Here is a 24,246-nt window from a genome sequence, read left to right as displayed (position 1 = left end):
AAGTATAAAAACTAAGAGATCAGATCAGACTGAGTTGCCTTTCAACTAGAAAGGCAACTTTTTGTTATTTAAATGATTCGATAGCATTTTTTATCAATGACGCATATACCTTTGCCCCTTCAGGTTTTAAATGTACACCGTCTGATGAAAAATATGAATTATGACTTGCACTTGCTTTATACCAATCTACAACCTTTGTATTCTTTGAATAGTTACTTGAGACTTCTTTTAGATTCTTATTAACAATTGATTCCCATTGTCTAGGTACACGAGTATTTACAAATAGTATTTTTCTGTCACCTAAGGATTTAATTACGGATATCATCTGTTTCTTTGTAAAAGCACCATTGGTTCCTAATTCAATAATGACTACTTCACCTAAGCTGTTCGTTTTCTGTAATTGTTGGATAATCTTAGGCGCTTCAGCAAACTGTCGACCTATTTTTGCATCTGCTTTAAGCAAAGGATAAGACTTTTGAAGATAAGGTATTGCATTGATGACAACAGAATCCCCAATGATCGTAATCGATTGTTTCTTTTTTATTGTTTTATTATTATTTGTTACCAGTTTATTTGTAGAATGACCGATTTGACTATGTTGATTTGGCTTTGTTGTATGTTCATCACGATCAACGATAGGAGTTTTATGAGGTTTAGGTTTCATCTTCTCTTTTTCAACAATTTGTGATGATTGCTTTGGTAAATTTTGAATCGCTTTGATTTCAGAACTTGCCTTTGCTCCATTTGCACCAGGAAGTGATGATATTCCAAAACTAGATATTGCAATTAAAAGAATAAAGGAACTAATAACAATAAGATGTTTAAGGCAAATATCCTTCATTTTTAATTGGCCAGAACGTACTTTTCCCCAAATTAATTCCAATTTCCCTTTTCTAATTGGGTCTTCAATAAATCGGTAAGATAAAGCGGCAAGACCGAATATTAATATAACTTGAAATGAGACTCTTATAAATGAGATTTCACCTGTATCAATTTTTGGTGTAAATAAGATAATGACAGGGAAATGCCATAAATAAATTCCGTAAGAACGTAACCCAATCCATTTTAAAGGTCTCATTGCTAGCGCCCGACCAATTATACTTGCTGGATGAGCAAGTGAGGCTATTAGCATAGCGGTAGAGATTGATAGTAAAAACATTCCACCCTGATAGAGGAAACTGTCGTATTGATTTGTCTTCCAAACCATGCATAAAAACATGATTAAACCAAAAATGCCCATGATATTTAATGTTATTCGACCAGATGCAGAGACTTTATTTGATAGCTTTTGACTTGGCCACATCATAGCCAAGGCTGCTCCAATTAAAAGAGAAAATGCTCTTGTGTCCGTTCCGTAATACACTCTGCTTGGATCAATTCCAGGTACAAATAGTAATGCCATTAACAGTGCGGAAATAATCGCTCCAGTGATCGTTACTAAGAATAGTAAACTCTTACGCTTCATTAAACGTAATCCTATTAAAATAATAATCGGCCATAGAATATAGAACTGTTCTTCGACAGCTAGGGACCAAAAATGATTGAGTAAAGATGGTGGACCAAATGATTCAAAGTATGATAAATCATGAAAAATATACCACCAATTACTGTAATAAAATACTGCCGCAATGGAATCTTGTTTTAAGCTTGAAATGAGGGATGGCTGAAATATGGAAACTGTTGCAATGACTACAAGGATTAATGTAAACATACCAGGTAACAGCCTCTTTGCTCGACGAAGCCAGAAATTTTTCAAGTCTATTTTCTTAGTGATACTCCATTCTGCTATTAATAAATCAGTAATTAAATAGCCAGAAAGGACAAAAAAAACAGTTACACCAAGGAACCCTCCTGAGGTTCCAGGTAAATTTAAATGATATGCAATGACAGATAGTACAGCTAGCGCTCTAAGACCATCCAAACCGGGCATATAGCGAAATTGTTTTTTTACTGAATTAGACATGATTGTAACCTCTGTGAATTAATACTTCGTAAATGATTGATCGATTAAGTTGCATAGTTTTAATTTTTTTTCCTGTAATCATTGTGTTAACCATTACCAGTAACCCCTTCCCATTTTTAAATTTATATGTAAGCCATCTCTTTTTTTATTGGCTTAATTTATATTTGTAAATCGCCGAAAATAGAGCCAAATCTCAAATGAGAAAGGCTCCTAATAGTTAAAACATCTATCTAATGTAATGGTTGCCAACTAATATATTTGCAAGAATGTTGGTCGGGATAATGAATTCAACGACGCCCATATACCCAGGAGCAACTTCATATTTATCAAATGAAATAACTAATTTGTAATCTTTATTAATATAAAAATTTTGATTTTCTTTAATGCTTACAAATGGATCAATTGAATAGTCAAGGTTTGCTTCAGGTATCCAATAAATTTTACCTTCATCTTTATTCATTTGGTCTATCATTTGTTCCTTAATATTTTTGTTAATGATGTCTATATATGATTTGTCTTTAAACAGAATAGGTAATGATAATAAAATTTCTTTTTTCTTATCGATCGTATCGAATTTCATGGTAGTTGAAGAGGAGGCAGCTGTATTCACAACGTATCTTTCAATCGATAAAATGTCGTCATTGTCTGTTTTTACTGCATATCCACTATCAACCCCAAGATGTGCTTCTGTGGAGTTTTTCTCTAGAGATGAAATTTCTTTCTTAAATTCCTCATACAGCTTTAGATTTTCTTTTAAATATTTCTGATTTAGACTTTGCTCAAGATCTTTATTTTTTAAGTTCGAAACTGATGGTACTTTTATATTTGCTTTATAAGTAGGTTCGTTAACAGTATATTCAGTAAACGTCAGTACTTTAACTACATTTCTTAATACTGGAAAATTTGATAAAGACTTCGCAAATGTTGGACTTGTATTTAAAGAAAGGACGAATACTGCTGCGGCAGTAAGCCCGGTAACTGATTTGATCGGGAAGCGTCGTCTTGACTTAGAACGTTGGATTGCATTTTTAACAATCTCATCTAAATCATTAGGCAATGGTACGCTTTTATAGTCTGATCTTAATTTTTCTAATTGTTTATCCACCCAAATTAACCTCCTAAAAAGAAATTCAGTTCATTTTAATTCGGAGTAATTCTAAAGCTTTATATAATCGAGTTTTAATTGTATTTGGACTTTCTTGTAGTATTTCTGCAACTTCTTCTATTTTTAAATCTTCGAAATAACGAAGGATAATGACACTTTTATATTTTGGAGGTAGTGCTTCTAGTGATCTTTCTAAGTCGATATTTGTATAATGATCATTAGTCCCAGAAGAATATGACTGGATTGTTTCTTCATCAACTACCACAACTCTTTTTTGTTTTCGTAAAAAATCTAATGAAGTATTAATGACAATTCTATAAAACCAACTTTTTAAAGATTGTTCCTTTTTTAAATTGTTTTTTGAGGAAATGGCTTTTTGTATAGAATCTTGTAATATATCAATTGCATCATTTGAGTTTTTGACATAACCATATGCTAATCGATAAAAGTCATCTTTATTATTCATGATAAAATCTACAAGTTCCTTTTCTAAATTTGAATTCCCCTTCATGATTAAAGAGCTCCTTTTTTTAGATACGTATCTGAAGGTACTACATATTAAAGACGTATACCTAGTGAAAAAAGTTTGAAAAAAAATAAAAAAATTTAATTTTTTTCATTATTTTTATGCTCAGGATTGAGCGGCCTAAACTAGTATAACGATGTGAAACTCATTCGTAAACAGGTTCAGAGCATTTATTTAAAAAGTTATAATAAAAAAGTTTTTTTATAGAAAAAACCTAAGTGATGAGTAGTTGAAGGTAAAAAAATGGAATATTATTAGAAGTTTTTCCAAATCCTATTACGTAGTAGATGAATGCTCAGTAACATTTAAGGGTGTTAATCTTAATGTAAATAGTTTTTCTAAAATAGTGAAATTAATGGATTAAACCTAATATTAAAGGTGGGTATTTATATGCTTATTTTTCAACTTGCCATAATTTTAATTGCTTCAAAAATAGCTGGGGATCTAAGTGTTCGATTAAAGCAGCCCTCAGTTTTAGGTAAGCTTTTAATAGGAATTGTTTTAGGTCCTACTGTATTAGGTCTTATAGAAGATACAGAAGTGCTAAAAGAAATTAGTAATATCGGGGTTATTTTACTAATGTTTATTGCTGGATTAGAAACCGATATAGAGGAATTTAAACGAACAGGTAAAGCATCTGCAGCTGTAGGAGTCGGGGGAATTCTAATTCCGTTTGCTTTAGGGTATTTCACAGGGATATATATGAATCTTACTCCCATTCAAGCAAGTTTTTTAGGTTTGCTACTATCAGCAACAAGCGTTAGTATTTCCGTACAAGTTCTAAAAGAGATGGATCGATTAAAGTCTCGTGAAGGAGCGACTATATTAGGGGCAGCAGTTATTGATGATATACTTGTTATCTTGGCTTTAGCTTTTTTAATGAGTTTAGCAGGTGGAGACGTAAATTTAACGAAGGTCATTTTAAAGAAAGTAATATTTTTTGTTTGTGCGATTATTGTAGGGTGGAAATTTGTACCGTTTTTTCTTAGGAAGTTTTCAAGCTTGCGAGTGACGGAAACAGTTATTTCTTCAGGACTAATCATTTGTTTTATTTATGCATATTTAGCAGAATATACTGGAGTAGCAGCGATTATTGGATCTTACATTGCAGGAGTAGCGATAAGTGTTACTGAATTTAAGCATGAAGTTTTTGAAAAGGTAGAAACGATTAGCTACTCTATTTTTGTTCCTGTATTTTTTACTTCAATTGGGGTTGCGGTACAGTTTACTGGAATTATGGATCACATTGGATTCATTATCGTGTTAAGCTTAATTGCCATCTTATCGAAATTAATAGGATCATCTCTAGGAGCGAAAGTAACAGGCTTTTCTTGGAGAAATTCTTTAGGAATTGGCTCAGCAATGGTTTCAAGAGGTGAAGTTGCATTAATTATCGCAGCAATTGGTATTGAAAATGACTTATTAAGCCAGGATTTATTTGCCGTCATTGTGATTGTCATCCTTATTACAACAATTGTGACGCCACCAATGATGAAATCGTTATTTAATAAAAAGTAAATTTCATTACCATTTCATATTCAGTCATACAACCACAGATGTTGGATAAAAGGATTACAATGTAGCATTACAATTTATTGTAATGCTTTTTAAATTGACCTTGTGATATAGATAAATGAATTTGATAATGGAATGAGTGATAAAATCAATAGCAAAAGCACTAATTGGAGGTTCAAGCATGAATGACATTCAATTTTCACCTTTTCCTAATCTATCTACCAATCGATTAATTTTAAGACAAATGGATAAAGATGATAAAAAAGCGATTTTTGCACTACGTTCTGATAAAAACGTATCAGAATTTATCGATCGACCAATTGCGAATTCAATTGAGGATGCTCTAGAGTATATTGAGATGATTAATGATGGTATTGAACAAAATAAATGGATTCTATGGGCTATCACATTCAAAGATTCTAATGATTTAATTGGGACAATCTGTCTGTGGAATTTTTCAAAGGATGAATTAAAAGGAGAAATTGGGTATGAGCTTTCACCAATTTTTCAAGGGAAAGGTTTTATGCAAGAAGCATTACAAACTGTAATAGAATTCGGTTTTGAAGTTTTAAATTTACGAAGCATTGAAGGAATAGTAAATGAAAAGAATGAAAAGTCGATTCAACTTTTAGAGAAAAATCAATTTTTCAAATGTGAAGTGATTGATGAGGATATTTCCACTTCAATTATCTATAAACTAACAAGGTAACTTAAAAGATTTACATATTAATAGAATAAACTAGGAAACCTAAAATAATTTTTGTTTTATTTTGAATATTCTAATATAAATATATTCTATTAAATGGATTCTAATGTCGAATTATTTATTAAGGTATATTTACCAGTAAATGTAAGTGTTTACAATACTTACTATTAAAACTTCATAGAATTTTAACTATATTTTAAAAATATTAATTGTTTATTATAATCAATGCAAGTTATAATTTAAAGCGTTGGGAAAATAGTAATATTTCACAAAATAGTTATCAGAAGGAGAAAGTATAAATATGTATAAACGTGTAACATTATCAAGTTCTTTCAGTAAGATCGTTGCAACAGCATTAACGTTTGCTACCATTGCGACACCGTTTACAAATGTAAAAGCTGAAGAAACATCAGCTCCTGCAGCAATTGATTTACAGATATTAGAAACAACGGATTTACATGATAACATCATGGCTTACGATTATTACAAAGATACACCAGTATTAGATTATGGTTATACAAAAACAGCTACGTTAATTAACAAGGCTAGACAAGAAAGTGAAAATAGTCTTCTATTTGATGCTGGAGATACAATTCAAGGTAATCCAATGGCAGATTACGTAGCGAAAGTAAAAGGTTTATCTGATACAGAAGTGCACCCGATGATTAAAGCTATGAATATACAAAAATATGATGTAGCTACATTTGGTAATCATGAGTTTAACTATGGTTTAGATTATGCAAAAAAAGTAACTGGTAAAGCAGAATTCCCATATATCAATGCAAATATTTATAATGCTAAAACTGGTGAAAATGAATTTACACCTTATGTAATCTTAGATAAAACATTTAAAGATGCAAATGGAAATGCACAAAAAGTAAAAGTTGGTGTAATTGGATTTGCTCCTCCACAAATTATGGATTGGGACAAAGACAATTTAACTGGAAAAGTAACAGCAAAAGATATGGTAAAAACAGCAAAAGAATTTATTCCAAAAGTAAAAGCTGCTGGTGCTGATATTGTTGTAGCACTTGTTCACTCTGGTTGTGACGTAGCAACTGCTGGTCTAGAAAATGCAGAAAATGCCGTATACGACCTAAGTAAGGTTGAAGGAATTAATGCAATTCTTTTTGGTCATAAACACACGAACTTCCCAGGTGCTGCGGAGTTTAATGGTAAAGAAGGAATCGATAACACAATTGGAACAATTAACGGAGTACCTGCTGTAGAAGCTGGTTTCTGGGGTAACAATTTAGGTGTTATGAAACTAACTTTAACGCCAGATGAAAATGGTAAATACACAAAAGTTGAAGCAAAGGGTTCACAATTACGTCCAGTATATGATTCAGTAAATAAGAAAAGCTTAGCTGACGAGGATCCTGCAATTGTAAACGCTGTTAAAGAGTACCATGAAGGAACTTTAGCTTACGTTCGTGGGAAAATTGGTATGACTAGCGCACCAATGTACAGCTACTTTGCACGTGTACAAGATGATCCTACGATTCAAATTGTAAACAATGCACAAACTTGGTTTGCAAAAGACTTTATTGCTAAAAACTTACCTGAATATAAAGATGTACCTGTTTTATCTGCAGCGGCACCATTTAAATCAGGCCGTGGCGGAGCAAATGACTATACGAGTATCCAAACAGGTGAACTTTCAATTAAATCTGCGAATGATTTATATTTATTCCCGAATACATTGAAAGCGGTAGAATTAACTGGAGCACAAGTAAAAGATTGGTTAGAAATGAGTGCAGGTCAATTTAAACAAATCGATCCAGCTTCTAGCACTGCACAAGAACTAGTGGATAACACATTCCCTGGTTATAACTATGATGTAATTGATGGTGTTACGTATCAAGTTGATGTAACAAAACCTGCAAAATACAAAGCAAACGGTGATGTATTAAATGCTAATGCAAGCCGAATTGTAAATTTAGAATTTAATGGTCAACCAATAAAAGAAGATCAAAAATTTATTATCGTTACGAATAACTACCGTGCAAGTGGTGGAGGAAATTTCCCAGGCTTAAAAGGTGGAAAAGCAAAAGTGGTAATCGATACAATTGAAGAAAACCGTACAGTATTAATGAACTATATCGAAAAACAAGGTGTCGTAAACCCATCTGCAGATAAAAACTGGATGATCGCACCAATCGCTGGTAATCCAGAAGTAACTTTTAAATCTGCTACAGACGCGAAAAATGTTTTAGCTGATTCTGCTCACATCACTTATAAAGGTGAAGCTTCTGAATTAGGCGTAACTTGGGGATTATATGCTTACAATACAAACTTAACTGTAGACCAAGTAAGTGATTTATCAAAAACTATTTCTGGTAAAACAATTGCTAATGCAACTGTAACTGTAAAAGCAGGAGATAAGACTGTTGGTACTGGAACTGCAGATGCAAAAGGTGCATTCTCAATTAAAATTGCTACTCAAAAAGCTGGTACAACATTAGTTATTACAGCAACTGCTGGTGCAACAACAACTTCAGTTAATGCAGTAGTTGTTAAAAAGGCAACTGATACAACGGCACCTGCTAAACCAGTTGTGAACCCAGTTTACAATAAATCAACAGTTGTAACTGGAACAACAGAGAAATATGCTTATATTACGATTAAAGTTGGAAATAAAGAAATTGCTACAGGTAAAGCTAATTCGAAAGGTGCTTTTGCGGTTAAAATTAGTGCACAACGTACAGGTACTGTTTTAAGCGTAACTGCTAAAGACGGAGTAGGTAACACAAGTGCGGCAACTAATGTTGTTGTAAAGGATGGAACGCCACCGTCAGCTCCTATTATTACTCAAACAATCACTCATGGTACAACAGTGATCACAGGTAAAGGGGAAAAAGGTTCAACAGTAACAGTTAAGGTTGGAACTAAAGTAATTGCAAGTGGTAAAGTAACAACACAAGGAACTTTCAAAGTAAAAATTCCGAAACAAAAACGTGGAGTAACTTTATTAATTTCTTTAACTGATGCGGCGAAAAATCAAAGTGTTGTAGTAAAGAAAGTAGTTAAATAATAATCAAGAGCCGAATCCAAAGTCTATTAGACAGAAGGATTCGGCTCTTTTTTAATCTCGAAAAGGTGTTAAATATTTATTATGCAATTTTGATAAGACTAATAAAGCAATAATGGAGCCAATTAAGGTCAAACTCATATCCCACTGTGCATCCCAAATATCTCCCTGCATTCCAACAAATTGCTTCGCTTCCTTATGACCAGACCGAATAGCCGAATAAATCCACTCAATAATTTCATACAAAGCTGAAATTGATAGTGAGATAGAAAGTGTTAACCAAACGATCCAATTTCTTTTTAATAACGTTTTTCGTATTAAAATTTCTCTACTTACAATGGCGATAAACCCTTTAAAAAAGTGTCCAAAACGATCATAATGATTCCGACTTAAATCAAATGCATCTTTAATCCAATTAAATAAAGGAACATCATCGTAAGTATAATGACCACCAATAAACGTCAAAATTGATAAAATTACAATAATCACATATGAAAGATTAGTAAACTTAAACTTATGATAAACCACCAAAACTACAATACAACCAACCACAGCAGGCAATACTTCTAATACCCAAATAAGATATCCCGATGGTCTAATAACAGACCATATCAAAACAGCAGTAACGATCAATAATAAGAATATATGAACTCTCTTGTGATTGCTCTCCAACAAATCTCACTCCATTAAAAGTAATAATATATACAGTATGAGAAAAATCTGCTTATTCAATACAGAGCTAGGGTAACGAGAAATGCAAAAAGGCAGAGGAAATTTGTAAGATGATAAATTCTTTATAGAAAAAAACTGATATTTAGAGATTATGGTTGGAAAGAAAGTTGCTTGAGACATATGGGAAAAGCGGATATTCGAGATCCAAGAGGCTTGGCTAGTAGGATCTATTAATTTGTTACTGTGAGAAAATTTCTGACTAGTAAGGAAGATTAAAACGGAGGTGCTCTACAAATGTGGATGTAGCGGGACAGATGAGACCCCACAGACGCGAATGCGTCGAGGAGGCTCATCGCCCGCCCCACGGAAAGCGAGCATCCTGAAGTGGAAATCAAGAAACTTCTTCCTTCATAAAAGAAATGAATGATATAAAGGTTGCAAGTGTATCCTACTATTCAAATCAAACAAAAAAAGGAAACTAATTAACATTCAAATTAGTTTCCTTTAAAAGGTTACTCGTATTATTTTAAACTAACAATCTTCAAATTCTTTGACTGTAAATGCTCAATAATCTTCGGCAAAGCCTCTACAGAAGACTCTGATTCATGCAAAAGAATGATACAACCGGAATCCGAATTACTCTTTACATATTTAAGAATTGAATTAGCATCTCGGTTTTTCCAATCCTCAGTATCCTTATTCCATAGAACCATTTTATAATCATATTTTTGCATTATATCAGTAGTGTACTTGTTTTTTGCTCCATACGGAGGTCTAAACAATGTAACATTTTGATGTGTAATATTCTTAATTAACTTACTTGATTGAAGTATATCATTTTCTTGTTTTTTATAAGTTAGAGTAGTAAAATCCTGATGGTTCATCGAATGACTACCAATTGAAAATCCATTTGAATGTGCATACTTAACTTGATCCGGAAACTGTTTAACGTTTTGTCCAATATAGAAAAACGTTCCACCAGCCTTATTCTTTTTTAATAGATTAATAATCTTAGAAGAATATTTAGAGGGTCCATCGTCAAAAGTAAGAGCCACACTTCCTTTTGGAATACTGTATGTTACTACATTATTTAATGTAATACTTGGAATAGTGGGTTTCGCAATAACAGGTTTTTGCGGTTTATTAATTTTTTGTATTTCTTCTTCTTTTATTTTTAGTTCATCAGCTTTAACAACACTTTCAGCCTTAACTGGTGTTTGTTCACAAAATAATGTTTTATTAATACAAGAATGACTAATATAACCTATGAGGATAGTAGAAATGAGACTAAGCATAGCAACTGCAATCCAACCGACCATTGCATAGTGGTTACGCGGGCTAGTCTCTTCCACTTTTTTTGTTTGATTTGAAAACACGTAAGGTAACTCAAATATAGATTCTAAATCAACAATGTTTTTGATTACATGTAGTCTTTTATGATACTCCTCGGAACAGATAAAATTGATTTTTTCACTCTTATCCATATAAGTACGAGTCAAATAGCTACTGAACAGTCTTGAATTCTGATCAAATGAACTATGAAGAGAGAGTCTATATTTATAATTTTCCCCAATAATGGAGTCTAATAGATTAGCAGTATCATTGTCAATTTCCCAAAGTAGTTCAACTTCTTCATTAAATACTAATCTAATATGTAAAAATGATTTATCAATTGTTCGTTTGATTGATAAAAGCTCAATTAGTTTTCCTTGGTAAATTGACATGATTGCCTCCTAACTCTTGTAATCTTTTATTCTGGAACAGTCACTGATGTAGCAGGTTTTGTTGAGAAAGAAAAAGACATGCGCTCAGTAAAATCGTTAATGGTCTTCATTAACTCGTTCTTTTCATCAAGTATTTTATGATACTGTTCAACATATTTTTGATTTTCTATTTCTAAATCTCTAATTTTTTCTTCGAGGTCTTTAATTTTAATCATGTTTTGATATTGTGTTTTAGTCGAGATATCATTTAATTTATTGTACTTTTGAACTTCTTTTTCTAATTGATTTGTCATTTTTTCAAATTCATTATTGGAATTATTTTGATATTCCTTATAATCTTCAATCAATTGATCATAGCTCATTTGTTTCTTTGTAAGCTTGCCTTCAACTACACTAATTTCCTTGTTTTTTTCTTGGATAATTTGATCCTTCTTCATTTGATCATGTTTTAATCGGCTAATCATTTCATTAGCAGTATATAACTGATCCTCTAAATCTTTATTTTTAAAAATTGTAAGTTGGCGGTCATTTAGCATATTTTCTAATGAAATAATTAAGTCTAGTGAGACTTTATCTTGATTATCCTTTGAAAAAGGTTGCTTTTGAGTATTTGACTCTATCGCTACAGCTTCTTCTATTAAATGATCATCTGCACCCTCGGACGAGATGTGCTGTACATTAATAGATGCTTCGTACTGATTTGGTTTAGAAAGGACTCCTTTTAACCAATCAATTGACTTGTTTTTTGAATCTTTGGTCATGTTTTTCGCTCCTATGACTTAAAATGAAGATTGAGTATAAACAATAAAAAATATATAGTAAATAATGCTTTTATTAGAAAGTTTTTACTAATATTACAAAAATGTCGAAAATTCTATTATTAATTAATTTAATTGTAAAGTTATGTAACAAATTGTCAATGAAATGAAAAGAAAATAGTTCAATTGTACGGTGGATGTCCAAGTGTAATAGAATAGAATGGACTATAAATGTTAATGATGAGTTGCTATAAATGAGTAATTGGATTCTAAATAAATAGAAAATATTGTAAGTACTTACAAAGGTCAGTGTCAGTTTATAAAACTTTATGTTATATACCGCATAATCTTGTTGTGATAAGCATCTTTTTTTGATATGTTTAAGAAAAGTGTCGTAAAATTGGATGTTTTCAGGAGACTACCTATAATATAGGAGAATTAAATGAATATAAAAGAGGATAAATATAACATTAAATTAGTTTCCATAATAGGAAGTTTAATCATCTTAGAATTACTTGCTTCTACTTTACTTCTACATGATAGTTTAACCCATGCTGTGATAGATACAGCCTTCATCTTAGTCATTTTACTCCTAGTTGTTTTATTTTTAAAAATGAAAGACAAAGGTTCAACAGATCACCTTAAGGATCGACAAAGATTAGATCACATTTTCGATACACTTGATGTGGCGATTTGGTCTCATGATTTGAAAACAAATACATTATTAATTACACCAGGTATTGAAAACCTTTATGGTTATTCTTTAGAAAAATTCTACGAAGACTCATCATTATGGAAGAAAGTAATTCATCCAGAAGATTTATATGTACTTGATGAACGTGAAAAAATGCTTTCACGGGGAAAAACAGTTACAAGTATTTATCGAATTATTCGTAGTGATGGAGAAGTACGATGGCTACAGGATCGAGGAATTCCAACAGTTGACGAAAAAGGGAAATTAGTAGATTTTAGTAGTGTTCTTTTTGACATTACAAACCGTAAAGAAAGTGAAGACCAATACCGAACGTTAGTTGAAATGTCACCAGACATAATTGCAGTATATAGTAGAGGTCGAATTGATTATATTAATGAAGCCGGATATAGACTTTATGGTGCGTCAAGTCATAAAGAATTAATTGGGAAACCTCCGTCAAAACTAATACATCCTAATATTTTAAGACAAATCAAAGAAAACGAACTTGTAATAGATGAGCAAATAGAAAAAATGAGATTTGAATTTCAAGCACAACGCCTGGATGGTGAGAGCATTGAGGTTGAAATGACAACAATGCCGATATTTTATGAAGGACGAGCTGCGACACAAATCGTTGGAAGAGATATTTCTGATCGTAAAAAAGCTGAACAAACAATTCAACATATGGCATATTACGATGGACTTACTGGTCTACCTAATAGAAATATGTTTAGAAAGTATTTAAATGAAGTTTTACATCAAACAAAGTGTCAAAAACTTGCCATATTGTTCTTAGATTTAGATCGATTTAAAATTATTAATGACACAAAGGGTCATTCAGTTGGAGATCAATTACTACAAATAGTAGCAAACAGATTAGAGTCTGCTTTTAATAGGAAAGGCATGGTTTCTAGACAAGGTGGAGATGAATTCATCATCTTACTAGAAGATATTGATCAAGAACAGGTAATTGAAGTTGCACAAAGTATTTTAAGTGAATTTGGTAGTCCGATAGAAATCGAGAATCTTGAATTTTTCGTCACACCAAGTATTGGAATTAGTATGTACCCAGCTGACGGTGAAGATGAAGAGACTTTGATTAAAAATGCTGATACGGCAATGTATTTAGCAAAAGAACGTGGAAAAAACAATTATCAATTCTATTCTTCTAAACTAGCTGAGTTAACATCTCGTAAATTAGACCTTGAAAAATGGTTGCGAAAATCAATGGAGAAAAACGAACTAACGCTTAACTATCAACCACAAATTGATTTAGAAACAAATAAAATTATTGGTGTAGAAGCACTTATACGTTGGCATCATCCTGAAAATGGCATTATTTCTCCAGCTGATTTTATTCCACTTGCAGAAGAAACTGGACTCATCGTTCCAATGGGAAAATGGATTTTAAAAGAAGCTTGTTTACAAAATAAAAGATGGCAAGAACTAGGATTTGATCCAATCCCAATTGCAGTGAATATTTCAGTGCGTCAAATTCAAGAGGATAATTTTGTAGAATCAGTATTACAAATATTAGAGGAAGTTGGCCTAAATCCTCGTTATCTTGAGCTAGAAATCACAGAGAGTATAATGCAGGATATTGAACGATCTACAATTGTTTTAAATCAGTTAAAGGAAATAGGTGTTCAGATTTCTATAGATGATTTTGGTACTGGCTATTCATCTCTAAGTTATCTAAAGCATTTACCAATTGATAGCTTAAAAATTGATAAGTCATTTGTAGATGACATTATCAATCATTCAAATAAAGGTGAAATGGTAAAAACAATTATAGATATGGGACATAATTTGAACTTTAACGTTATTGCAGAAGGAATTGAAAAAGAGGAGCAGGTTACATTCTTAAAGCAGTATGCATGTAATGTAGGACAAGGTTATTTTTATAGCAGACCTTTACCTGTACAACAATTGGAAGAGCTATTATTAAAAAATAGAAATGAAAAAGTATTCCATTAAATTAAGTATGCTTTAGAACTTAAAAAAATTAAAATAAGAGTGATTGAACTTTATCTTACTAGGTGCTAATTTACCTTAGATGTAGTAAGGAAACAATGAAGAAAGCGAGCGTTTTTCAACAGTTAAAAAGCATCCTATTAATTAGGATGCTTTTTTATAACTACATCTCTCTTGAAATTGTAGTGCTTGTAGATTTATTTCTTCCATATGTAAGCATTCTCCAAATATATTCTAGTGGTCCATATTTCCACTTGGATAAGATATATTTAGAAAACTGTATTTGCAAGATGATGATGATAATAGCATATAAGGGCTGTATCCAAAGAGCAATGGAAAAAGTATCTTTAATGAACAATGAAACAATTGCCAATGTAATAATAGAATGAGTTAAATAGTTTGTAAATGCCATTTTACCAAGCGGTGCAAGGAAGGAAAGTCTTTTTTCCCATAATGGCTTTTGTAGTAATCTTAATATGGTACAAACATAGAAAGTTGCTAAAAGCTTTCCAGTTATGAATACGTAATAGCTTGAAGTAATTTGGTGATGAACATACTCTTGGACCATTAAGACAAAAAAAGGTACAAATGCAATTAACACTAAATATTGAACTGTTTTAATACCTTTTAAATAAGTAGATGTGTTAGTAAATAAGCCAGCTTTTGCACTTGCCATACCTACTAAAAAAATAGGAATAAATTCAAAAGGATAGACACTTAACTCATAGGGAATGGATTTTAAGAAGAAATTCCATCTTTCTTTCATTTGCTCTAAAAACTGATAATAATAATTTACTTCACCATTTTCATTTTTAAAAGCAGTAAATAGATTACTAGATGATTCGTTAGTAGAATTGTCTGACGCAAAATGAACTAATGATTCTAGGGAAAAGTATATTAAAAACAAACAACCTGACCAAATCAACATTTTTTTTACACTACTTTTATAGAATAATAGTAAAACAAAGCCGAGCAACGCATATGTATGTAAAATATCTCCCGCCCATAAAAATAATATATGAATCACTCCGAAAATAAGCATCCAAACTAATCGTCTACTAAAAAACTTGTTATGGCGATAACCCCTTATTTTCAATACTCTTCATAAAATAAAATCCACTTACTCCAAATAAGAATGCAAAGATTGTATAAAACTTTGTTTGAATAAACATGTCATATATTAATCTAATAAAACGATCTATCCCAACATATTCAAAATGATAGTAAAAATCAGGCATGAACATTGAAGGTATATTGACGAAAAAAATGCCAATTAAGGCAAAACCACGAATGATATCTATTGATATGATTCTTTCTTTTGTGTTCGATAATGGTGAATTCATTTTTAATCTCCTTTTAATAATTAGTTATATTATATATGATTACGTCGTTATTTGCTTTTTTAAAAAAGTTCTATAATGAAAAATTTTATGAAATTGTGAGTCAGATTGTTTGTTGCTATTAAAAAAGTTGTATTTAGTGAATCTTAATATAGAGTTTGATTGTAACGGAAGGTGTTCGACTCCTGTAGGAGTAGTGGGGACAGATGAGACCCCGGAGGAAAGCCGAGGAGGCTCATCGCACGCACCACGGAAAGCGAGTATCCTGGAGTGGAAATCAAAGAAATTTTAAATAGCAACAAAGTTTACGAACGCACCTTAAATGAAAAGAGGCTTATGTTAACGCCTCTTTTTGTATTTGTTTCTCTTTTATCATAAAAAATGATGTGCAATTGACATTCAATAAACTTTATCATAATATGTTTGTAAATAAATAAACAAATAAAGGTTGTGTTTGGTTTTATGGAGAACGCAGAAGTTTTTTGGAATGCTAATTTGGAAGAACTTAAAAAAGGTTATATAGATGAAAATGAACATTATGTTTGTTTGTTATGCAGTAAAAAAATTGAAAAGGGAATTATTTATCAAGAAGAGGGAATCTTCTATGAAGCAGAAAAGTATATGAAACTTCATATTGAAAGTATTCACGAATCTGTTTTTGATTATTTAATTCAGCTTGATAAGAAGCTAACTGGATTAACGGAGCATCAGAATCATCTTCTACGACTTTTTTATTTAGGAAAAAGTGACGCAGACATTCAGAAGGAAACAGGAATCGGTAGTGCTTCTACAATTCGGAATCACCGTTTCGTTTTAAAAGAAAAGGAACGTCAAGCTAAGTTGTATCTAGTATTGATGGAGCTTTTGAAAGAAAAGGATCAGCATGCTCCAAGTTTTTTACCACTGCATAAGTCTGCAAAAATGGTGGATGAAAGATATAACATTACTGAAGATGAAAGAGAAAAAAGTTTGAAGAAATATTTTCCTGAAGGAATGAATGGACCATTAAAAAAATTCCCACTGAAGGAAAAACAAAAGCTAGTAGTTCTAAGAGAGATTGTGAAACGTTTTGATCCCAATAAAATCTATCAAGAAAAAGAGATTAATGAAGTGCTAACATCTATCTACGATGATTATGTGATCTTAAGAAGATATTTAATTGAGTATGGTTTTATTGATCGCAAACCTGATGGAAGCCAATATTGGCTAAAAGAATAATAAAAGCGAGGTTAATAATAATGAATCGTAAAAAAGAATTAAAAATGCAATATAAAGAAACAAAGTCACAAGGTGGAGTTTATCAAATTAAGAATTTGGTGAATGGTAAAGTCTTTATTGGAAGTACAATGAATTTTAAAACTTTAAATGGGAAGAAATTCGAATTAGAGGCGGGTTCTTCTACAAATAAGCAACTACAAAAAGAGTGGAATGAATTTGGAAAAGATCAATTTATAATAGAAGAATTAGAAACGCTAAAAGTAAAGGAAGAACCATACTTTGATGCAAAGCGCGAATTGAAGAAACTAGAGGAGAAATGGTTAAATGAGCTTTCTCCATATGGTGAGCGAGGCTATCATACAGAAAAAATAAAATAAGGAGGGAGGTTCATGATTCAAACTGAAAAAGCGAGTACAGTAGATGTAAACACATCTAAACAAAATCTCACACTAATACGTCCAATGGTCGTATTTCTTATACCATTATTATTCAGTAATATTTTACAGTCTATTGGCCAAGTATTTAGCATGATCGTTGTGGGGCATTGGCTAGGGGAGAACGCATTAGCAGCAATATCGGCATTCTTTCCATTATTTTTTCTATTAATATCTTTTGCGATTGGGATTGGATCTGGTAGTTCGATATTAATAGGGCAAGCATATGGCGCAAAAATAACTGAAAGATTAAAGTCAATTGTTGGTACAACGTTAACTTTTACTTTTATACTAGGTATTGTTCTTGCAATCATTGGGAGCTTTTTTACAGAGGATATCTTAAAAGGTATGGGTACTCCTGGGGATATATTAGAGGTTAGTGTTAAATACGCGAGAATATTATTTTGGTCAATTCCAATTATGTTTTTGTATACGGTATACACGACTCTCATGCGTGGGACGGGTGATTCGAAAACACCATTCTACTTCCTAGTCCTTAGTACAATATTAAATGTAGTATTATTACCGCCATTTGTATTTGGGTGGTTAGGAATTCCGAAGTTTGGCATATATGGTGCGGCGTATGCAAGTCTTGTTTCAACAGTCATAACTTTTTTAGCACTACTAGTGTATTTACAGAAAAAACAACATTTAATTCAAATAGACTTTAAATCAAGTAGATATCTGCGCATAGATAGTGGAATCCTAAAACTATTATGTAAACTCGGAATTCCGACAAGTATTAATATGATCTTTCTATCACTGTCTGAAATAGCGGTCATTACTTTCGTAAATAAATATGGGTCTGATGCAACTGCTTCATATGGAGTAGTAAATCAACTACTTAGTTATGTACAAATGCCGTTGCTCTGTATCAGCATTACTGTATCAATTTTTGCTGCCCAATCGATTGGCGCGAAGCAATATGATAGATTGAGTCAAGTTGTTAAAGTAGGTTTGATTCTTAATTATGTTCTTGGTGGAGTAATTATATTATTAATGTATTTATTCACAAAACCAATTCTTCAGCTATTTTTAACAAGTCAAACAACATTATCCATTGCAAATAGCTTGTTAATGATCACTTTATGGAGTTATTTAATACTCGGACATACATTTATCATCACTTCAACAATGCGTTCTAGTGGAACGGTTCTGTGGCCAACTATTATTAGTATCATTTCAATTTGGTTAATTGAAGTACCGGTTGCATATCTACTGTCCGATTTTACAAATTTAGGGATGAAAGGTATTTGGATTGGATATCCGGCTGCCTTTATCGTAGGTCTTGGCTTACAATATTTATACTACCGTGTATCATGGAAGAAAAAGAGCATTACTCGTTTAGTAACATAACTCATAGTTTCATTGAATACGTTATTTAAAGTGAAAGCTAATCTTTATAGATTAGCTTTTTTCTATTGTAAACCTATTTATGAAAGACTTTGATTTGTCATATTTTGTCGTATACCTTTAAAGTAATAAGTCCATACTTTTATAGATACCAACAAATGTATTTTCGTAAAAATAACTACATATTAGTAGGTGAAACATAACTTTTTGATTAGAATAATTTTCTTTCATAGACAATATGATAAGAAATTGTAGGGGGGATTTCAGATGGAGTTGGATAATGTAACGCTCAGTAGATTATTAACGAGCATGACGTTAATATTTCATATTATTTTCGCGACGATTGGTGTAGGAATACCCTTAATGATTGCAATTGCTGAAGGTCTTGGCATATTAAAAAAAGATCCACATTATACGCTTATGGCAAGAAGGTGGGCAAGAGGGTATACCATTACAGTTGCAGTAGGTGTAGTAACAGGGACGTGTATTGGTCTACAGCTATCTTTATTATGGCCAAGCTTTATGCGAATTGCGGGCCAAGCGATCAGTTTCCCATTGTTTATGGAGACATTTGCCTTCTTTTTTGAAGCGATTTTTCTTGGTATTTACTTATATACTTGGGACAGATTTAAAAAACCAATCTATCACTGGCTCATTATTATACCTGTCATACTAGGTTCAACATTATCTGCATTTTTTATCACAACTGTTAATGCGTTTATGAATACACCTCAAGGGTTTACATTACAGAACGGTGTCATTAAAACTGTAGATCCGATTGCTGCTATGTTTAATCCCGCAGCTCCGTCTAAAACACTGCATGTAATTGTTACAGCATATGTTGCTTCTGCATTGATTTTAACATCAATTGCTGCAATCCAAATGCTAAGAGGAAAAATTACTGATTACACGAAGAAAGGTCTTCGATTAGCAGCAACAATGGGATTAATTTTTGCAGTGTTGACTGGCGTAACTGGAGATATTTCCGCAAAATTTCTTGCTCATTATCAACCTGAAAAACTAGCTGCAATAGAATGGCATTTTGAAACTGAAAAGGGAGCAGACTTTGTTTTATTTGGAACGTTAGATGATGAAACACATGAAGTAAAATATGAGATTCGCATACCGAAATTATTAAGCTTTCTATCTTTTTCTGATTTTAACGCACCAGTTACAGGTCTAAATGAATTCCCAGAGGATGAAATACCACCTTTATATATTCACTATTTATTTGATATTAAAATGACATTTGTTGGATTGATTATTTCTATGACCTTTTTATTTGTTGCTTTTTCAATTAAGAAAAAAAATTGGATGCATAATAAATTGTTATTAACCGGATTAGCTCTTACGGGGCCTTTAGCGATGATCAATATTGAATTAGGGTGGATGATTGCTGAAATTGGTCGTCAACCGTGGATATTAAGAGGATATATGAAAGTAGCGGAAGGTGCTACTACTGCAAAAGGATTAGGTAGTATGTTTTGGTTATTTTTCGCTTTGTACTTATTCCTAGGCATTTTTTGTACAATTGTTATCCGAAAAATGTTTATTCATAATCCACCTGAAGAAGAGTTAGCATACCGTAACAAAAAATGATGTAAAAAGGAGGGTGAACTATGAATACTGAATTATTAGGAATTATTGTGTTATGGACTTTTCTTTATGGATATATTATTGTAGCTTCTATTGATTTTGGAGCGGGTTTTTTCGCTTACTATGGAAAAGTTACGAAGAAAGACCATCTAATTAGTAATATTATTAGTCGCTATTTATCTCCAGTTTGGGAAATAACGAATGTGTTTTTTGTTTTTTTCTTTGTCGGTATCATCGGCTTTTTTCCTAGTGTAGCGTATTACTATGGAACGGCTTTATTAATACCTGGAAGTATTTCTTTAGTGCTATTAGCAATTCGTGGATCGTTTTATGCTTTTTCGAATTATGGTTCAAAGGAAAATAAAATATATCTTTTTTTATATGGAGCAACTGGATTATTAATCCCTGCATCTTTATGTACGGTTCTCACAATTTCCGGTGGTGGCTATATCGTTGAAAAAAACGGAGTAGTAGAATTTCTGGCAGTAAAACTATTATCAAGTATTTATTCCTGGAGTGTCGTCATCATTGCAATCATTTCAGTACTATACATAAGCGCTACATTTTTAACGTATTATGCAAGTAAAGCGAAAGATGAAGGTGCATTAGCAATCGTTAGACAATATGCACTGTTTTGGACAGTTCCAACTATTTTATCAAGTTTCTTAGTGTTTGTTGGTTTAAGAGATAACAATCTACACTTTTACCAAAATATAATTGACCGTTATTGGTGGATGTTTTTAATATCATTAATATGTTTCTTGGTTGCTTCATTGCTAATATTGTTAAAACGCTATTATGGAGTAGCTTTTATATTTGTCATGCTACAATTCTTTTTTGCATTTTTTGGGTACGGCGCTGCACATCTACCATATATTTTAGACCCGTATATTACAATCTATAATGGCTATACAAATGAAACATCTGGTACGATGTTAGTTATTGTATTTGTATTAGGGTTACTCTTACTAGTTCCTTCGCTATTATTTTTATTTAAACTATTTTTATTTGATGCAGAGTATGTTCAAGGGAAAAAATAAAAAGGGGAGATGGAATTGCACTCTTCTAACAAACAGGAAAAGCGGCTTGTCATCTTATGTTTTATAGTAGCATTTATCATGATACTTTCGTTTATTAGTAAATTATTTCATTAAAAAAATCCTCCAATTGGAGGATTTCATTTTTGTAAACAAAGTACAAAAACTAAGAGATTCAGTCTGATTGAAAACGTTTGTCTTTCGAGGCGCGAACGTTTGTCAACAGTCTTCTGAAATGATGTTTCCTTCTTTAACGATTAAAGTGCGTGTAGAGACATTTTTAGCAAATTCCATATCGTGAGTAATCACTAGTATGCTCATTCCTTCTGCTGCAAGGTTCTTCATAATAGAAGCTATTCCATTTGTTAATTCTGGATCGAGAGCGGAAGTCGGTTCATCGAAACAAAGTATTTTTGGCTGAAGTGCACATGCTCTTGCTATGGCAACACGTTGCTGTTGACCACCAGATAATTCAAAAGGATAAGCATCTGCTTTTTGACTTAAACCGACTTGCTCTAATAAAGTAAGCGCTCGACGTTTAGCCTCTTCATTATTCAAGCCTAATACTAGTATTGGGGCTTCAATAATGTTTTCAAGTACTGTTTTATGTGGAAACAAATTAAAGTTTTGAAAAACAAGGCCAACATCTTTTCGAACTTTTAATAGATCTTTTTGTGATTGAATGATTTGTCCATCAATTTCAAATGTTCCACTATCAAAGTTTTCTAGGCCATTAACGCAGCGTAGGATTGTTGTTTTACCTGCTCCGGATTGACCTAGTAGAGTGACAATTTCACCTTTATTTACTTCAAAAGAGACTTCTTTTAAAACAGTTTGTTTTCCAAATCGTTTTGTTAATGAATTTACTTTTAACATGAAAGTCCCTCCTTATTCATAATACGAAAATCGATTTTCTAATCTCTTAAAGATATTCGTTAAAATAGCGGTTAAAAGTAGATATAAAACAGAGACAAATAGTAAAGGTATTAATGAAGCACTTGTATTTGATGCGATTTTTGCGACACGTAGCATATCATCAAGTCCAACAACATAGACAAGAGCAGAATCTTTAATGAGTGTGATGACTTCATTCGATACTGGTGGTAATACTTTTTTTGTCATTTGCGGTAAAATAATTCTTTTGAAAGCTTGAGATTTGCTAAGTCCTAAAACTTCTGCAGCTTCATATTGCCCTTTATCAATTGATTGAATGCCAGCTCTAAATATTTCACCAAAATACGCAGCATAGTTTAGTGTGAAAGCTATGATAACCGTAGTAAAACGATCAAAGACTATGCCGATTAGAGGTAAGCCGAAAAATATGAAAATTAATTGTAAAAGTAGAGGTGTTCCTCTCATTACAAGGATATATGATTGTATAAATGTTCTAAGTGCTTTATTTCGTGATAATCTGCCAAGTGCGATTACAATTCCAAGTGGAATGGATAACGCTAGCGTAATCATAAATATTTCTAGCGTTACTGTAAGTCCATCCAGCATTGAAGGAATTAAGGATATGATTGTTTCCATTGTGAATGCTCCTTTATTTCAATGTGCCAAACCATTTTTGATAAATTTTGTCATACGTACCATCTTTTTTCATTGCATCAATTTCTTTATTAATTTTATTTAGTAATTCTTTATCGTCTTTTCTAACACCAATTCCGTAATCTTCTTCACCAAAATTATCTTCTAAAATTTTGTATTTACTTTCGCCACGTTTATTCATGTAGTATCGTGCTAATGTTTCATCGGCAACAACAGCATCAACTCGTTTTGCTTCTAAGTCCATTAATGCTTGGTTATTGTTTTCGTATAATACAGGCTTGCCATCTTTGAATGAATCTACTAAGTCTTTCTCTTTATTAACAGCTTCTAAAGAACTTGAACCTTCTTGAATACCGACAATTTGACCTTTTAAATCTGATTTGGATTGAATATTTGAATTTGCTAGTGTGATAATGACCTGTCTATTACTTAAGTAAGCTTTTGAGAAGTTAACTTTTTTCTTGCGTTCGTCAGTAATTGAATAACCATTCCAAATAGTATCGATATTACCAGAGATTAATTCAGTTTCTTTCATTGACCAATCAATTGGTTGGAATGTTACTTTCATATTTTCACGGTTAAATACTTCTTTTGCTAAATCAATATCAAAGCCTACAAATTTACCTTGATCATCTTTAAAACCCATCGGAACAAAAGTATCGTCTAAACCAAGGACTACTTCATTTGCTTTTCTTTTTTCTTTACCACAACCTGATACGATTAAAATTGATATCATAAGCACAATCATTGCTGTAATATATTTGTTTTTCATTTTTCTCTCTCCTTAAAATAGTATTTATTTTATATAAACAAAAAACTCCCGTCCTCTAGCTATATAGTATAGCTAGAGGACGGGAGTATTACTCACGCGGTTCCACCTCTATTTATTGATACCTCACGATACCAACCTCTTCGAGTACAGCATTTGAATGCGTACACTCTAGCACGATAACGGGTGCAAAGGATTCCGGAAACAGTCTACTACCTAATAAGGGTTCGGTGCTCAGCTCAGAGATGTGTTCGAAATATTGTCTTATGCCCCTCGCACCAAC

At 32.2% G+C, this 24,246-nt stretch carries 20 protein-coding genes and 1 other annotated feature (1 of these 21 running past the window's edge); of the genes, 9 read left to right on the top strand and 11 right to left on the bottom strand.

Annotation, left to right across the window (positions count from 1 at the left end):
- Positions 1-64: 64 nt before the first annotated feature.
- From ABID96_RS18895 to ABID96_RS18885, 3 genes are all read right to left on the bottom strand, one after another.
- On the bottom strand, positions 65-1,963 hold the full coding sequence (locus ABID96_RS18895) for an acyltransferase family protein (RefSeq protein WP_192603769.1): 1,899 nt from the start codon (positions 1,961-1,963) through the stop codon (positions 65-67).
- Positions 1,964-2,189: 226 nt separating this feature from the next.
- On the bottom strand, positions 2,190-3,068 hold the full coding sequence (rsiV, locus tag ABID96_RS18890) for an anti-sigma-V factor RsiV (protein WP_192603770.1): 879 nt from the start codon (positions 3,066-3,068) through the stop codon (positions 2,190-2,192).
- A gap of 25 nt (positions 3,069-3,093) precedes the next feature.
- On the bottom strand, positions 3,094-3,579 hold the full coding sequence (locus tag ABID96_RS18885; RefSeq protein ID WP_192603771.1) for an RNA polymerase sigma factor SigV: 486 nt from the start codon (positions 3,577-3,579) through the stop codon (positions 3,094-3,096).
- Positions 3,580-3,984: 405 nt separating this feature from the next.
- Here ABID96_RS18885 and ABID96_RS18880 point away from each other — a divergent pair, with 405 nt between their 5' ends.
- The 3 genes from ABID96_RS18880 (at position 3,985) to ABID96_RS18870 (ending at position 8,849) form a co-directional block, all read left to right on the top strand.
- Positions 3,985-5,112, top strand: coding sequence for a cation:proton antiporter (locus ABID96_RS18880; protein WP_192603772.1), 1,128 nt, complete (start codon positions 3,985-3,987; stop codon positions 5,110-5,112).
- Between the two features lie 178 nt (positions 5,113-5,290).
- Positions 5,291-5,818, top strand: a complete 528-nt coding sequence (locus tag ABID96_RS18875; RefSeq protein WP_192603773.1) for a GNAT family N-acetyltransferase — start codon at positions 5,291-5,293, stop codon at positions 5,816-5,818.
- A gap of 298 nt (positions 5,819-6,116) precedes the next feature.
- Positions 6,117-8,849: a bifunctional 2',3'-cyclic-nucleotide 2'-phosphodiesterase/3'-nucleotidase gene (locus ABID96_RS18870; protein ID WP_192603774.1), complete on the top strand. Its 2,733-nt coding sequence runs from the start codon at positions 6,117-6,119 to the stop codon at positions 8,847-8,849.
- Between the two features lie 51 nt (positions 8,850-8,900).
- On the opposite strand, the gene ABID96_RS18865 is transcribed toward ABID96_RS18870, so the two are convergent.
- From ABID96_RS18865 to ABID96_RS18855, 3 genes are all read right to left on the bottom strand, one after another.
- The gene (locus tag ABID96_RS18865) at positions 8,901-9,521 is read right to left on the bottom strand and encodes a DUF2238 domain-containing protein (RefSeq protein WP_192603775.1); all 621 of its coding nucleotides are present in this window, start codon (positions 9,519-9,521) and stop codon (positions 8,901-8,903) included.
- A 518-nt stretch (positions 9,522-10,039) separates the two neighbouring features.
- Positions 10,040-11,242, bottom strand: coding sequence for a polysaccharide deacetylase family protein (locus ABID96_RS18860; protein WP_192603776.1), 1,203 nt, complete (start codon positions 11,240-11,242; stop codon positions 10,040-10,042).
- Between the two features lie 26 nt (positions 11,243-11,268).
- On the bottom strand, positions 11,269-12,003 hold the full coding sequence (locus ABID96_RS18855; RefSeq protein WP_192603777.1) for a hypothetical protein: 735 nt from the start codon (positions 12,001-12,003) through the stop codon (positions 11,269-11,271).
- A gap of 439 nt (positions 12,004-12,442) precedes the next feature.
- Between ABID96_RS18855 and ABID96_RS18850 the strand changes: the two genes are divergently transcribed.
- Positions 12,443-14,671 carry an EAL domain-containing protein gene (locus ABID96_RS18850; protein ID WP_192603778.1) on the top strand — a complete coding sequence of 743 codons (2,229 nt, stop codon included), beginning with the start codon at positions 12,443-12,445 and terminating at the stop codon, positions 14,669-14,671.
- A gap of 160 nt (positions 14,672-14,831) precedes the next feature.
- On the opposite strand, the gene ABID96_RS18845 is transcribed toward ABID96_RS18850, so the two are convergent.
- Positions 14,832-15,695, bottom strand: coding sequence for a DUF418 domain-containing protein (locus tag ABID96_RS18845; protein WP_377896999.1), 864 nt, complete (start codon positions 15,693-15,695; stop codon positions 14,832-14,834).
- A 43-nt stretch (positions 15,696-15,738) separates the two neighbouring features.
- Complete coding sequence (locus ABID96_RS18840; protein WP_377896998.1) at positions 15,739-16,011, bottom strand: DUF418 domain-containing protein; 273 nt, start codon at positions 16,009-16,011, stop codon at positions 15,739-15,741.
- A gap of 459 nt (positions 16,012-16,470) precedes the next feature.
- On the opposite strand from ABID96_RS18840, the gene ABID96_RS18835 reads away from it, so the two are divergent.
- The 5 genes from ABID96_RS18835 (at position 16,471) to ABID96_RS18815 (ending at position 21,649) form a co-directional block, all read left to right on the top strand.
- Positions 16,471-17,226, top strand: coding sequence for a DUF2087 domain-containing protein (locus ABID96_RS18835; RefSeq protein ID WP_192603780.1), 756 nt, complete (start codon positions 16,471-16,473; stop codon positions 17,224-17,226).
- 20 nt (positions 17,227-17,246) lie between these two features.
- A complete protein-coding gene (locus ABID96_RS18830; RefSeq protein ID WP_192603781.1) occupies positions 17,247-17,603 on the top strand; it encodes a GIY-YIG nuclease family protein in 357 nt (118 codons plus the stop codon).
- 84 nt (positions 17,604-17,687) lie between these two features.
- Positions 17,688-19,016: an MATE family efflux transporter gene (locus ABID96_RS18825; RefSeq protein ID WP_192603978.1), complete on the top strand. Its 1,329-nt coding sequence runs from the start codon at positions 17,688-17,690 to the stop codon at positions 19,014-19,016.
- 264 nt (positions 19,017-19,280) lie between these two features.
- Positions 19,281-20,612: a cytochrome ubiquinol oxidase subunit I gene (locus ABID96_RS18820; RefSeq protein ID WP_192603782.1), complete on the top strand. Its 1,332-nt coding sequence runs from the start codon at positions 19,281-19,283 to the stop codon at positions 20,610-20,612.
- Positions 20,613-20,632: 20 nt separating this feature from the next.
- A complete protein-coding gene (locus ABID96_RS18815) occupies positions 20,633-21,649 on the top strand; it encodes a cytochrome d ubiquinol oxidase subunit II (protein ID WP_192603783.1) in 1,017 nt (338 codons plus the stop codon).
- 216 nt (positions 21,650-21,865) lie between these two features.
- On the opposite strand, the gene ABID96_RS18810 is transcribed toward ABID96_RS18815, so the two are convergent.
- Genes ABID96_RS18810 through ABID96_RS18800 form a run of 3 tightly spaced genes read right to left on the bottom strand, consistent with a single transcriptional unit; the run spans position 21,866 to position 23,966 of the window.
- Positions 21,866-22,522: an amino acid ABC transporter ATP-binding protein gene (locus ABID96_RS18810; protein WP_192603784.1), complete on the bottom strand. Its 657-nt coding sequence runs from the start codon at positions 22,520-22,522 to the stop codon at positions 21,866-21,868.
- A gap of 12 nt (positions 22,523-22,534) precedes the next feature.
- Entirely contained in the window at positions 22,535-23,176 is a 642-nt protein-coding gene (locus ABID96_RS18805) for an amino acid ABC transporter permease (protein ID WP_192603785.1), read from the bottom strand.
- A gap of 13 nt (positions 23,177-23,189) precedes the next feature.
- Complete coding sequence (locus ABID96_RS18800; protein ID WP_192603786.1) at positions 23,190-23,966, bottom strand: amino acid ABC transporter substrate-binding protein; 777 nt, start codon at positions 23,964-23,966, stop codon at positions 23,190-23,192.
- 72 nt (positions 23,967-24,038) lie between these two features.
- Positions 24,039-24,246 (bottom strand) — a binding site (T-box leader) (it continues 57 nt past the right edge of the window).

This window comes from Gottfriedia sp. OAE603 (genome assembly GCF_040543965.1).
Taxonomy (GTDB): domain Bacteria; phylum Bacillota; class Bacilli; order Bacillales; family Bacillaceae_G; genus Gottfriedia; species Gottfriedia solisilvae.
Note: the sequence above shows the minus strand (reverse complement) of the source record. Positions and strands in the feature narration are given on the sequence as shown.